The organism is Vibrio aquaticus (genome assembly GCF_003970385.1).
GTDB lineage: Bacteria > Pseudomonadota > Gammaproteobacteria > Enterobacterales > Vibrionaceae > Vibrio > Vibrio aquaticus.
This window is the reverse complement of the sequence record NZ_RXZH01000001.1, coordinates 393,705-406,508: the sequence shown is the minus strand read 5'-3', so window position 1 is coordinate 406,508 and position 12,804 is coordinate 393,705. Positions and strand designations below refer to the sequence as shown.

At 48.1% G+C, this 12,804-nt stretch carries 12 protein-coding genes; 7 read left to right on the top strand and 5 right to left on the bottom strand.

All coding sequences use genetic code 11. From position 1 onward, the window contains the following. Positions 1–57: 57 nt before the first annotated feature. Genes EJ063_RS01675 through EJ063_RS01655 form a run of 5 tightly spaced genes read right to left on the bottom strand, consistent with a single transcriptional unit; the run spans position 58 to position 4,995 of the window. The gene (locus EJ063_RS01675) at positions 58–957 is read right to left on the bottom strand and encodes a hydroxymethylglutaryl-CoA lyase (protein ID WP_126572274.1); all 900 of its coding nucleotides are present in this window, start codon (positions 955–957) and stop codon (positions 58–60) included. 10 nt (positions 958–967) lie between these two features. After that, positions 968–1,762, bottom strand: coding sequence for an enoyl-CoA hydratase-related protein (locus EJ063_RS01670; RefSeq protein ID WP_126572273.1), 795 nt, complete (start codon positions 1,760–1,762; stop codon positions 968–970). A gap of 9 nt (positions 1,763–1,771) precedes the next feature. Continuing rightward, positions 1,772–3,379 (bottom strand): carboxyl transferase domain-containing protein, encoded by a 1,608-nt coding sequence (locus EJ063_RS01665; protein WP_126572272.1) that lies wholly within the window; start codon positions 3,377–3,379, stop codon positions 1,772–1,774. A 10-nt stretch (positions 3,380–3,389) separates the two neighbouring features. Next, positions 3,390–4,559: an isovaleryl-CoA dehydrogenase gene (locus EJ063_RS01660; protein ID WP_126572271.1), complete on the bottom strand. Its 1,170-nt coding sequence runs from the start codon at positions 4,557–4,559 to the stop codon at positions 3,390–3,392. Positions 4,560–4,617: 58 nt separating this feature from the next. Continuing rightward, positions 4,618–4,995, bottom strand: a complete 378-nt coding sequence (locus EJ063_RS01655; protein ID WP_126572270.1) for a MerR family transcriptional regulator — start codon at positions 4,993–4,995, stop codon at positions 4,618–4,620. A 198-nt stretch (positions 4,996–5,193) separates the two neighbouring features. Between EJ063_RS01655 and EJ063_RS01650 the strand changes: the two genes are divergently transcribed. From EJ063_RS01650 to EJ063_RS01620, 7 genes are read left to right on the top strand one after another with little or no spacing between them, the layout of a single operon-like run. Then, positions 5,194–6,405, top strand: coding sequence for a thiolase family protein (locus EJ063_RS01650; RefSeq protein WP_126572269.1), 1,212 nt, complete (start codon positions 5,194–5,196; stop codon positions 6,403–6,405). Positions 6,406–6,431: 26 nt separating this feature from the next. After that, entirely contained in the window at positions 6,432–7,925 is a 1,494-nt protein-coding gene (locus EJ063_RS01645; protein WP_126572268.1) for a CoA-acylating methylmalonate-semialdehyde dehydrogenase, read from the top strand. Between the two features lie 9 nt (positions 7,926–7,934). Beyond that, the gene (locus EJ063_RS01640; protein WP_126572267.1) at positions 7,935–9,089 is read left to right on the top strand and encodes an acyl-CoA dehydrogenase family protein; all 1,155 of its coding nucleotides are present in this window, start codon (positions 7,935–7,937) and stop codon (positions 9,087–9,089) included. Between the two features lie 11 nt (positions 9,090–9,100). After that, positions 9,101–9,889, top strand: coding sequence for an enoyl-CoA hydratase (locus tag EJ063_RS01635; protein ID WP_126572266.1), 789 nt, complete (start codon positions 9,101–9,103; stop codon positions 9,887–9,889). A 21-nt stretch (positions 9,890–9,910) separates the two neighbouring features. After that, positions 9,911–11,041, top strand: coding sequence for an enoyl-CoA hydratase/isomerase family protein (locus EJ063_RS01630; RefSeq protein WP_126572265.1), 1,131 nt, complete (start codon positions 9,911–9,913; stop codon positions 11,039–11,041). A 38-nt stretch (positions 11,042–11,079) separates the two neighbouring features. Further along, positions 11,080–11,976, top strand: a complete 897-nt coding sequence (gene mmsB / locus EJ063_RS01625; protein ID WP_126572264.1) for a 3-hydroxyisobutyrate dehydrogenase — start codon at positions 11,080–11,082, stop codon at positions 11,974–11,976. Positions 11,977–11,986: 10 nt separating this feature from the next. Then, positions 11,987–12,745: an SDR family oxidoreductase gene (locus EJ063_RS01620; protein ID WP_126572263.1), complete on the top strand. Its 759-nt coding sequence runs from the start codon at positions 11,987–11,989 to the stop codon at positions 12,743–12,745. The last annotated feature ends 59 nt before the right edge of the window (positions 12,746–12,804 follow it).

The following is a 12,804-nucleotide window of genomic DNA, read 5'->3' as shown; positions in this document are numbered from 1 at the left end:
TAGAAAATAACTAGTGAGAAAAGAGCTGACGACCAAGTAGGTGACAAACAGCTAAGACTATCTAGCCGTTATGCTTTGAGCGAACGTACTCACTTGTTTAACGGCTGATAGATTTACCCCAGTCTCTATACCCAGTCCCTCACATAAATAAAGCACTTTCTCGGTGGCGACATTACCTGTCGCCCCTTTTGCGTAGGGGCACCCTCCAAGTCCTGCCACGCTTGAATCAATCGTATTAATGCCCATTAGCAGAGCTTGATAAATATTGGCGATGGCCTGACCGTAAGTATCGTGAAAGTGCACGGCGATCTGTCCGGTTGGGCTTTTCGCCATTACCGCTTCTAGCATTCGAGCAACGCTAAGTGGTGTGCCTGTTCCTATCGTGTCACCTAAGGAAACTTCGTAGCAGCCCATATCGAGCAAGGCTTTAGTCAAACCTGCTACTCGTGTGGAAGCTGTTTTTCCTTCGTATGGGCAATCAATCACGCAAGATAAATACCCTCGAACGGGAATGTGGTGTTGTTTGGCAAGTTCAATCACGATTTGATAACGGCTTAAGCTTTCAGTAATCGAACAGTTGATGTTGCGCTGGCAAAAGGTTTCAGACACCGTGGTAAAGATCGCCACGCTGTTTGCATTGGCAGCTATCGCTTGTTCTAAACCTTGTTGGTTAGGCGTAAGGGCAGAGTAGGTGACCTTGGCTTTGCGGTTGATCTGCTGCAGCACTTTGTCAGAATCTGCCATTTGGGGTACTTTTTGCGCTGAAACAAATGCGCCAGATTCAATGTGCTTTAGCCCTGTTTGTGAGAGTTGGTTGATGAGTTGTATTTTATCTTCTAGCGGAATGGGAGGCTCATTTTGCAACCCATCTCTTGGCCCAACTTCAACAATGTTGGCCCTAGACGGCAGTAGGTTTGTTAGTTGATTGACTGTTGCTTGAGAAGAGTAGCTCGACATATCAACGTCCTTACTTAATGACCCAACTAGGCAAGCGTTTATCCAAAAAGGCGCTGAGTCCTTCTTGTCCCTCTTCAGATACTCTGACTTCTGCAATTAATTCGCTGGTGTAGCGTTTCAATGGTCCATCTACCACGCCTTGTTCACAGCGAGCGCAAAGCTTTTTGCAGCTAGCAAGCGCATGAGGTGCTAAACGCAACAGGTTCGCTACCCATTGCTGAATAATTGTTTGGGCCTGCTCCTGCGTTGTGATTTGATGAATTAGATTCAAACTGAGCGCTCGTTCGGCATTGATCTTTTCTGCGCTGAGCATGTAACGCCGAGTTTGGCGAACCCCAAGGGTACGAATCACGTAAGGCGCAATAGTGGCGGGTACTAAGCCTAGTTTGACTTCACTGAGGCAAAATTGGCTATCTTTCAAGGCGACCACCATATCGCAGCAACATATCAAACCTAATGCTCCACCAAAGGCAGCGCCGTTGACCAAGGCGAAAGTGGGGTGAGGAAAGGTGTCTAACATTTCCAGCAAAGTCGCCAGCTGGTACGCATCGTGTTGATTCTCTTCTTTGGTTTTAGAGACCATTGAACGCATCCAATGAATATCGGCACCGGCAGAAAAGTGCTCACCTTGCCCGGTCAGCACCAATCCACGCACGTTGGCGTAACCGCTTAACGTTTCTAGCGCAGCAATAAGCTCAGCGATGGTTTGATCATTAAATGCATTCGCCACATGGGGGCGGCACAAAACGATATGAGCAATACCATTTTCATCGACATGATATTGAACAGTTTGAGGATCAGACATACGCACTCCTTACATTCGAAAGATACCAAATCCACTGTCAGGGATAGGGGCGTTCAATGCAGCATTTAAAGCATGGGCAAGCACTTCCCGGGTATCCATTGGGTCGATAATGCCGTCATCCCACAGTCTTGCACTAGCATAGTAGGGGTGGCCCTGAGTGTTATAGGTTTCTAAGATGTCTTGGCGGAACTGCTGCTTATCGCTGCTATTCCACGCTTCGCCGTTACGCTCGTATACTTGTTGTTTTACCTGAGTCAGAACGCCAGCGGCTTGCTCACCTCCCATGACCGAAATACGGGCGTTCGGCCACATCCACATCATGGTTGGATCGTAAGCTCGGCCACACATACCGTAGTTTCCTGCGCCATAAGAGCCACCAATGATCACGGTAAACTTCGGCACATCGGCACACGCTACAGCCATCACCAGTTTAGCGCCATTTTTGGCGATGCCGCCTTCTTCATACTTTTTACCGACCATAAAACCAGTGATGTTTTGCAAAAAGATCAACGGGATTTTCCGTTTGGCGCAAATCTCAATAAAGTGAGCGCCTTTTTGGGCTGACTCTGAAAATAGAATGCCGTTATTGGCAACAATGCCAATCAAGTTCCCTTCAATACGGGCAAAGCCGCACACCAGCGTCATACCGAATAACGCCTTAAATTCATCAAACTCTGAACCATCAACAATTCGGGCGATCACTTCACGTACATCGAAGGACAATCTCAAGTCAGCGTTCACAATGCCATAGAGTTCAGATGCGTTGTAATGTGGGCTTAAGCCGCTATATTTTGAGTTCGTTTGAATGGGTGTTTGGTTAATATTAGCGATGGTTTGGCGTGCCAGCTCAAGGGCATGAGTTTCATTTTCAGCATAGTGATCGGCCACACCTGATTTTCGACAGTGTACATCTGCGCCGCCAAGTTCTTCGTCAGTTACTTCCTCTCCGGTGGCGGCTTTAACCAAAGGTGGACCGGCCAAAAAGATCGTCCCTTGCTGTTTCACAATGATGGATTCATCAGCCATAGCTGGAATGTAAGCACCGCCAGCCGTGCAAAGTCCGAGAACAACCGCAATTTGCGGGATTCCTTGGGCAGACATTCGCGCTTGATTAAAAAAGATCCGGCCAAAATGCTCTTTATCTGGGAACACCTCTGCTTGGTGGGGGAGGTTAGCGCCACCTGAGTCGACTAAATAGATACAAGGAAGCAGGCAGCGATTGGCAATCTCTTGGGCTCGCAGGTGTTTTTTCACAGTAAGAGGGTAATAGGTACCGCCTTTTACCGATGGATCGTTAGCGACAACCATACAATCCACTTGGTTAATTTTACCAATGCCAGCCACAACCCCTGCACACGGAATTGTCTCGTCATACACGTTCCACGCAGCAAATTGGCCTATTTCTAAAAAAGGACTGTCTGGATCAAGCAAGAGGCGGATTCGTTCACGTACTGCAAATTTTCCTTTCTTGCGTTGGTGCGCCTGCGCTTTTTCGCCACCACCTTGCTTGATGGTTTCAATATCCGATTTAAGAGTCTCGACCAGTTTCGTCATGGCAGCGTAGTTGCTTTGGTATAGCTCAGCATCGGGTTTAATCTTGGTTTTGATAACAGGCATGGCAAGGTCCTTAGCGTGATTCTTCAAACAGTTCACGGCCAATCAGCATTCGGCGGATTTCCGACGTGCCTGCACCAATCTCATACAGCTTGGCGTCTCTGAGATAACGGCCAGCAGGAAACTCGTTGATATAACCATTGCCTCCAAGCAATTGGATAGTGTCGAGGGCGATTTGGGTAGCGAGTTCAGCGCAATAAAGAATCACTCCGGCCGCGTCTTTACGAGTGGTTTGGTGGTTGTCACAGGCTTTGGCAACAGTATAAAGGTAGGCTCTGGCAGCATTGGTGCGAGTGTACATATCGGCTACTTTGGCTTGGACAAGTTGAAACTCGCCAATTGAGCGGCCAAATTGTTTACGATCATGAATGTAGGGAATGACGGTATCAAGGCAGGCTTGCATAATGCCGACAGGGCCAGCCGCAAGCACGACACGCTCATAATCGAGCCCACTCATTAACACTTTTACGCCTTGGTTTAGCCCGCCCAAAATGTTCTCTTTCGGTACGGGGCAATCTTCGAACACTAACTCACAGGTGTTGGAGCCCCTCATGCCCAACTTATCGAGCTTCTGAGCATGAGAAAAACCGACCATAGACTTTTCGACGATAAATGCAGTAATACCGTGCGCCCCTTGCTCGGGTTCGGTTTTCGCGTAAACCACAACGACATCAGCATCAGGGCCATTGGTGATCCACATTTTAGAACCATTCAATAGATAGTGGTCATTCTTTAACGTTGCTTTAAGCTGCATGCTCACCACGTCAGAACCGGCATTGGGCTCACTCATAGCTAGTGCGCCAACATGAGTGCCATCAATTAACTTGGGCAGGTATTTCTGGCGCTGTTCAGGATTGCCGTTACGGTAGATTTGGTTTACACATAGATTGGAGTGCGCCCCATAACTTAAAGCCACAGAGGCAGAGGCTCGGCTAATCTCTTCCATCGCAATCACATGAGCCAAGTAGCCCATGTATGCGCCGCCATATTCTTCGCTAACGGTAACACCCAGCAGGCCCATTTCGCCGAATTGTGGCCAAAGGTGGTTAGGGAATTGGTTAGAGTGATCAATCTCAGCGGCGAGGGGAGCGATATGTTGCTGAGCAAACCCTGCGACATGCTCTCGCAGTAGGTTTAACTCTTCGCTTAGCCCATAATTGAGGGACAGATATTGAGATAGCATAATGCCTCCAAAACACGGCGCATGACCGTTTGGTTGAAGACATTATGTGAGCGATATTCTAGCTTTCTTTACGGGTACTTAGAGCTTGTTCGCAGCGCTCTCTGGCTACTTTCAAGTCATCAAGCATACTCTCAATGTCTTCGCGTTGACGTTGTAGTAACGCCTCTTTTTCATCAATGATTTTCAGCATCTCAGTGAGCTGTGTTTCACCTTGTTGGGTATCGTAAAGTTCAAACAGTTCACGTATTTCCGCTAAAGAAAACCCTAATCGCTTACCACGTAAGATCAGCTTTAAACGGGTTTTGTCTCTGCGGTTATAAATACGCATAGTTCCTTTACGTTCAGGTTGAATCAGCCCCTCATCTTCGTAAAAACGGATGCTTCTGGTTGTAATATCAAACTCTTTGGCGAGGTCGCTAATTTTGTAACTTTCCACTGAAGTTTATTTCCTTTCTCCTGGTTTCCTATTCTCTTGGGTGCCTTTTTCTCTAGGGCAAGCGTTGCTAAATAGGAAGCAACAATAACGTCATGTTGGCTTAAAAAGGTGAAATTTTCTTTTCGCTTCAAAGTTGACGTTTACGTAAATGTTAGTGCTATGCTTACGTAAACGTCAAGTTATTAAATGAGGCGCAACATGGAACATAACGAAATTTGGATAGTGGCAGCGAAGCGTACCCCGATCGGAAAGTTTCAGGGGTTACTGTCTCATTTTTCTGCACCTCAACTCGGGGCATTCGCCATTGATGCGGCCATGAACCAAGCGAACTTAAGCCAAACGGAGATTGATGAAGTCTTTATGGGCTGCGTGCTCACCGCGGGTTGTGGTCAAGCGCCAGCCAGGCAAGCGGCATTAGGAGCAGAGTTATCGGTAGAGACGCCTTGCACCACAGTAAACAAAGTGTGCGGTTCAGGAATGAAAGCGGTGATGCTGGCCCATGACCTTATTAAAGTTGGCACGATTCGAACGGCTATTGCTGGTGGTATGGAAAGCATGACCAACGCCCCTTATTTGATGAAAGAAACCCGTTCAGGTAAGCGAATGGGCCACTCCACCACCTTTGATCATATGTTTTTAGATGGCCTTCAAGATGCCTATGAGGGTGAGCTAATGGGCGTTTATGCTCAGCAGATCGCTGAACAGCTTATCTTTACTCGTGAGCAAATGGACGAGTGGGCGACCTTATCCGTTGAAAGGGCTGTGTCTGCTCAAAAGTTGGATTCATTCAGCTCTGAAATCGCCCCTATCGAACTAAAGCATGGTGAAGCGCTGACTTATGATGAGCTGCCCCCGTCAATTAATCCGAAAAAGATTCCCCAATTACGCGCGGCATTTTCAGAAACCGGCTCCATCACTGCGGCTAATTCCAGTGCCATTTCTGATGGGGCGACAGCGTTAGTTGTGATGGCAGAGGCGCAAGCGAGAAAACAAGCCATTTCTCCGTTAGCGGTGATCAAAGCACACGCTAGCCACGCCAGAGAGCCCGCTGAGTTTACCGTTGCACCCGTATATGCGATCCAAAAGCTGCTTGCTCAAATGGATTGGGAAGTGGACGACGTCGATCTTTGGGAAATCAACGAAGCATTTGCTGTCGTCACTCAAATAGCAATACGAGAACTCGACATCGATCCTGACAAGGTCAACGTTAAAGGGGGCGCCTGTGCGTTGGGCCACCCAATAGGTGCGAGTGGCGCCAGAATTTTAACCACATTGATCTACAGTTTACGCCAGTTACAAGCGTTTGGCGTAGATGGCAATGCGGCGGAACGTAAAGTAATGAAAGGGGTTGCGGCAATTTGTATTGGTGGCGGAGAAGCGACTGCCATTGCCATCGAGATCCCTGTTTAACCCTTCGAAACGAAAAGGAATCGACCATGACTCAACTTGTCCCGTTATTTATTGATGGCGTGTTTTGTCAATCGGAGAGTAATGATTGGCTAGAAGTAACGAACCCAGCGACTAACGCCGTGATTGCAGAGCTTCCGTGTGCAACCGATGAAGAATTAGAGCGTGCGATTGAAAGTGCCGAGCAGGCCCATTACCTATGGAAAGAGGTGGCGGTGTCAGAGCGAGCACGGCTGATGCTGCGCTACCAACATCTGCTTAAAGAACATCACGATGAATTGGCGGTATTACTGTCGAAAGAGACCGGTAAAACTACCGTTGATGCAAAAGGCGATGTTTGGCGAGGCATTGAAGTGGTTGAGCAAGCCGCCAATATCGCCAGCAATATGATGGGTGAAACAGTAGAAAACGTTGCCACCGATATCGATAGCTACTCTCTTATTCAACCTCTCGGCGTATGTTGCGGTATTACGCCGTTTAACTTTCCAGCCATGATTCCACTTTGGATGTTTCCAATTGCCATCGCAGCAGGGAACAGCTTTGTGCTTAAGCCTTCAGAGCAAGTACCACTCACTGCAATGCGCTTAGCTGAGTTGTTTGAACAAGCGGGCGCACCCAAAGGCGTTTTGCAAGTGGTTCACGGCGGCAAGCAGCAAGTCGATTACCTTTTAGCCCATCCGACGATCAAAGCGGTTTCTTTTGTCGGCTCGGTTCCCGTTGCTCAATACATCTACCAAACCGGTACTTCGCACAACAAACGTGTTCAAGCTTTTGCCGGGGCGAAAAATCATATGGTAGTCATGCCCGATGCCAACAAACAGCAGGTGTTGAGCAATTTAGTTGGCGCCTCTGTTGGGGCGGCGGGGCAGCGCTGCATGGCGATATCGGCAGCGGTGTTTGTCGGCAGTGCGAAAGAGTGGATTCCTGAACTCGCCGCTGAAATGGCCAAAGTACATCCCGGTGTATGGAATGACGACAATGCTGATTACGGCCCGCTTATCAGCCAACACGCAAAAGCGAGAGTGACGGCGTTAATTGATGAAGGGAAAGCGCAAGGGGCTAAATGCGAACTTGATGGTAGCCAATGCAAAGTTGAGGGCTTTCCTGATGGTAACTGGCTTGGTCCAACCTTGTTTAGTGGCGTGACGACCGATATGGCTATTTATCAGCAAGAGATCTTTGGTCCGGTTCTGGTGTGCTTAGAAGTCGATACTCTCGAACAGGCGATTACGCTGATTAACAACAACCCTTATGGTAACGGCACGTCGATTTTTACTGCTAATGGGGCAGCTGCGAGAAAATACCAACACGAAATTCTAGTTGGTCAGGTCGGTATCAATGTGCCGATTCCGGTTCCTCTACCTTTCTTCTCTTTTACTGGCTGGCGAGGCAGTTTCTACGGCGACCTTCATGCTTATGGTAAGCAAGCCGTGCGTTTTTATACGGAAACCAAAACCATCACTGCCCGTTGGTTTGATGATGACATTCCAATCGGCCCAAACATGACCATTCAGCTGAAATAGGGAGGACCTATGGATTTTGAACTCAACGAAGATCAAAGTGCGTTTGCGGATACGGCGGCGCAGTTTGCCCGTGAACGACTCGCGCCAAATGCTGAAGAGTGGGATCAGAAACAGATCTTTCCGACTGATGTGCTCAAAGAAGCTGGTGAGCTAGGCTTTTTAAGCTTATACACGCCGGAAGAAGAGGGTGGACTTGGGCTTTCTCGCCTCGATGCTTCCATCATCTTTGAACAGTTGGCGATGGGCTGTACGTCTACCACAGCGTTTATGACCATCCACAATATGGTGACGTGGATGGTCGCCAGCTTCGGTAGCGACAGTGCTAAACAAACCTACTTAGACAAGCTGATGACGGGCGCATGGTTAGGCTCTTACTGCTTGACGGAGCCAAATGCTGGGTCTGATGCCGCGTCGCTCACCACTAGTGCAAAACGTGTTGAAGACGGGTATCTGCTTAATGGTGCAAAGGTGTTTATTTCCGGTGCTGGTGAAACGCAAGTGTTGGTCGTAATGGCAAGAACAGGCGATAAAGGCCCGAAAGGTATTTCTGCCTTTGTTGTTCCAGCGGATGTAAAAGGCATCGAGTATGGGCGTAAAGAACCGAAAATGGGTTGGAACTCTCAGCCGACACGCAGCATCAGTTTTGACAATGTGTTGATCCCTAAAGAGTCGCTTCTAGGCGAAGAGGGTCAAGGCTTTATCTTTGCGATGAAAGGTCTCGATGGTGGCCGCATTAACATCGCCACTTGCTCTGTCGGTACAGCGCAACAAGCGTTAAATCATGCGACCGAATATCTTAAAGAACGTAAGCAGTTTGGCCAGCCCATCGCACAGTTTCAAGCCTTGCAGTTTAAGCTCGCGGATATGGCGACTGAACTGGTTGCAGCAAGACAAATGGTGCGTTTAGCCGCCAGTAAGCTTGATAACGGTTCACCCGATGCATCTACCTACTGCGCCATGGCAAAACGGTTTGCCACCGACGTAGGTTTTAAAGTCTGTGACCAAGCACTTCAGCTCTATGGAGGCTATGGTTATATCAAGGAATACCCAATGGAGCGATATTTCCGTGATGTGCGAGTTCATCAAATCCTCGAGGGGACGAATGAAATTATGCGGGTCATCATCGCAAGACGTTTACTTGCCGAAGGTATCGACATTCTATAGAGGGCTCGACTATGTCACATCCAATCAGTGCTGCGCTGCCGTTCAAAATTGAGAACCATGTTGCGGTGATCACCATGAACAACCCACCTGCGAATACGTGGACGTTAGAGAGTTTGTCTGCACTAAAAGCGTTAATTGAATCATTCAACCAAGATAAAGATATCTACGCCATTGTGTTGACTGGCCAAGGTGAGAAATTCTTTTCTGCCGGAGCGGATCTCAATCTTTTTGCGTCTGGTGATAAGTCGGTGGCGTGGGCAATGGCCAAAGCGTTTGGTGAAGCGTTCGAAACTCTATCGGCATTTCGAGGGGTTTCGATTGCTGCAATTAACGGCTATGCGATGGGTGGCGGTTTAGAGGTGGCGTTAGCGTGTGACATTCGCATCGCTGAGCAGCAAGCTCGAATGGCATTGCCTGAAGCGAAAGTCGGGTTACTACCGTGCGCGGGTGGAACGCAAAATCTGACCGCTTTGGTTGGTGAGGGTTGGTCAAAACGAATGATCCTATGCGGTGAACAGCTTGATGCGGAAAAAGCGTATCGGATCAGTTTGGTAGAAGAAGTGGTTGATACAGGCACAGCGCTTTCTGCGGCGATAACGTTGGCACAAAGCGTGGCCAATCAATCACCGAGGTCGGTTTCCGCGTGCAAGTCACTGATTCAGAATGGTCGAAAGGGCTTTATGACCAACGGATTAGTGAAAGAACGAGAGTTATTTATGGGCTTGTTTGACACGCAAGACCAACAAGAAGGGGTTAATGCATTCTTAGAAAAACGCCCACCAGAATGGAGAAATGGATAGACCCCAATAGGAGTAAACATAATGAGTGGCAACGTTCATTTTGTTGAGCTGCCTTGTAGCGGTAGCCCACATAAAATTGGATTGGTGACGTTAAACAACGAAGCCTCATTAAATGCACTGACGTTCGATATGTTAGTGAGCTTAAAAGAACAGCTGACCTTATGGCATGACGATGATGAACTGGTCTGTGTGGTATTAGAAGGGGAAGGAAGCAAAGCATTTTGTGCAGGTGGTGACGTGCGCACAATGTACAGCGTGATGAATGAATCGAGTGAGGCTGATATTGAAGCATTTTGCTCGACCTATTTTAGTGTTGAGTACGAGTGTGATTATTTGATCCACACCTACTGTAAACCCATTATTGCTTGGGGGCAGGGGATTGTAATGGGTGGGGGCATGGGTCTTTATATGGCCTCTAGCCACAAAGTGGTGACGCCAGACTCAAGGCTTGCGATGCCAGAGGTCAGCATTGGTTTATTCCCCGATGTGGGGGCCACTTGGTTTCTCAATAGGCTTGACCAAGGCATTGGCTTGTTCCTCGGCTTAACGGGAACCATGGTCAATGCGACTGACGCTATCGCGCTGCATTTAGCCGATCATATGGTGCTCGTAAACCACCGAGAAAGTTTGCTTGAGCAGCTTCAAGTCGCCGATTGGGATTGCGTTGAAGATACCTACGAGGTAGTGACAGAGATTCTAGAAGGGTTTGACAGTCAGGTCGAAACCGAAAAGCCACCTGCGCAAATTACACCTTATTTTAATCATATCCAACATGCTTGCGCCGCTGAGCAGTTACCTGATGTGATTGACCGAATCTTAGCATTAGCCGGTGATGAAGCTTGGCTGGTGAATGCCAAATCGAGCATGACCAGTGGAAGCCCAATTACCGCCCATATCTGTTTTCGTCAGATGACCCAATATCAGCAACTCTCTTTGGCGGAGTGTTTCCGTTTAGAGCTGGTGTTAGCGGTCAATAGTTCGCTACTTGGTGAATTTAAAGAAGGGGTACGAGCACGGCTGATTGATAAAGACGGAGAGCCGAACTGGCGATACTCAACGATTGAACAGGTTGATGTGACGTGTATCAACCAGTTATTTACTTCTATTTGGGATGACGAATCTCATCCGTTAGCGAAGCTGGGTCACTATTAGGCGGTATAAATGACTACTCAGCGTAAGGAGACAAAACCATGGGAACAGTAGCATTTATTGGTTTGGGGAACATGGGCGCACCTATGGCGCAAAACTTACTCTCTGCAGGCTTTAAAGTGAGAGTGTTTGATCTGGTTTTTGAATTGGCGGCTCAACTTGAATCGCTTGGTGCGACTCGATGTGAATCGATCAATGAAGCCGTTCAAGGCGCTGATACAGTGATTACCATGTTACCGGCCGGACAACACGTCAAGACGGTTTATCTCGGTCCTGATGGCATTTTGAGCCAAGAAACAAAAGGCAAACTCCTGATTGATTCATCGACCATTGATCCTGAAACTACGCGAATGGTCGGACAGAAAGCCATTGAACAAGGGGCGTACTTCACAGATGCGCCTGTATCTGGCGGAGTTGCAGGGGCGAAAGCCGCCACATTGACCTTTATTGTTGGCGGAGATGAGAAAGCGTTCAACAAAGCAGAACAGGTGCTCAAACACATGGGCAAAAACATCTTCCATGCGGGAGGCGTTGGCGCCGGTCAAATGGGCAAAATCTGCAATAACTTAATGCTTGGGATCTTAATGTCGGGAACGTGTGAAGCGCTTAATCTCGGTATCGATAATGGTCTCGACCCGAAAGTATTGTCTAACATTATGCTTCAAAGCTCAGGGCGAAATTGGGCGTTAGAGCTTTATAACCCTTGCCCAGGCGTGATGGAAACAGCGCCGGCGTCAAACGACTATAAACCGGGCTTTATGAGCAAACTCATGCTCAAAGATCTCGGCCTAGGTTTGGAAGCGGCAACCAAGAGCCAATCGTCTGTTCCAATGGGGTCATTGGCTCGAAATCTGTACGCCTTTCACAACATGAATGGCAATGAAGAGTTAGACTTCTCGAGTCTGTTTGAGTTTTATCAAACCCAATCAAAAGAGTGAGAGCGTTAAGATGGATCTAAAAGAGAGTGTGATTGCGATTACGGGTGCCGGTCAGGGGTTAGGGCAAATGATGGCGGTGACTTTAGCTCATGCTGGTGCTGAACTTGCTCTGATTGATGTCAGCCAAGAAGCGTTAAACAACACACAAAAGCAATGCCAAATGCTCGGCGTTAAAGTATTCACCTATGTCGCTGACGTCACTAATGAGGCGCAAGTAGAACAAACCTTTAGTGACGTTGTCGCTGATTTTGGTCGATTGGATGGTTTGGTTAATAACGCGGGCATCTTACGTGATGGCTTACTCGTTAAAGTGAAAGATGGCCAAGTATCTAAAATGCCCCTTGAACAGTTCAATGCGGTCATTGATGTCAACTTAACGGGGACCTTTCTTTGTGGTCGAGAGGCGGCTGTGAAAATGATCGAAACCGAGCGTAGTGGCGTCATCATCAATATATCGAGTGTGGCTCGTGCCGGGAATATAGGCCAAACTAACTATGCGGCTTCCAAAGCTGCGGTGGCGACCTTAGCGACCACTTGGGCAAAAGAGCTAGCGAGATACGGCATAAGAGCGGCTGCAATTGCACCGGGCGTGATTGAAACCCCAATGGCTGCGCAGATGAAGCCAGAAGCGATTGCTCGATTAGAAGGAATGATTCCCGTCGGTCGAATGGGCCAAACCAGCGAGATAGCCAATACGGTGAAATTCATCTTCGAAAATGATTATGTGAATGGCCGAGTGATTGAAGTCGATGGCGGGATTCGGATGTAATGATTGGTTCGACCAATAAATCTCAAAACATCATCGAAAAGTTTAGTTTTTGTGCTTAC

Bases quoted from the DNA above. Each gene is read 5' to 3' on its own strand.
- EJ063_RS01675 (WP_126572274.1), bottom strand. From the start codon at position 957: ATGTCGAGCTACTCTTCTCAAGCAACAGTCAATCAACTAACAAACCTA.
- EJ063_RS01670 (WP_126572273.1), bottom strand. From the start codon at position 1,762: ATGTCTGATCCTCAAACTGTTCAATATCATGTCGATGAAAATGGTATT.
- EJ063_RS01665 (WP_126572272.1), bottom strand. From the start codon at position 3,379: ATGCCTGTTATCAAAACCAAGATTAAACCCGATGCTGAGCTATACCAA.
- EJ063_RS01660 (WP_126572271.1), bottom strand. From the start codon at position 4,559: ATGCTATCTCAATATCTGTCCCTCAATTATGGGCTAAGCGAAGAGTTA.
- EJ063_RS01650 (WP_126572269.1), top strand. From the start codon at position 5,194: ATGGAACATAACGAAATTTGGATAGTGGCAGCGAAGCGTACCCCGATC.
- EJ063_RS01645 (WP_126572268.1), top strand. From the start codon at position 6,432: ATGACTCAACTTGTCCCGTTATTTATTGATGGCGTGTTTTGTCAATCG.
- EJ063_RS01640 (WP_126572267.1), top strand. From the start codon at position 7,935: ATGGATTTTGAACTCAACGAAGATCAAAGTGCGTTTGCGGATACGGCG.
- EJ063_RS01635 (WP_126572266.1), top strand. From the start codon at position 9,101: ATGTCACATCCAATCAGTGCTGCGCTGCCGTTCAAAATTGAGAACCAT.
- EJ063_RS01630 (WP_126572265.1), top strand. From the start codon at position 9,911: ATGAGTGGCAACGTTCATTTTGTTGAGCTGCCTTGTAGCGGTAGCCCA.
- mmsB (WP_126572264.1), top strand. From the start codon at position 11,080: ATGGGAACAGTAGCATTTATTGGTTTGGGGAACATGGGCGCACCTATG.
- EJ063_RS01620 (WP_126572263.1), top strand. From the start codon at position 11,987: ATGGATCTAAAAGAGAGTGTGATTGCGATTACGGGTGCCGGTCAGGGG.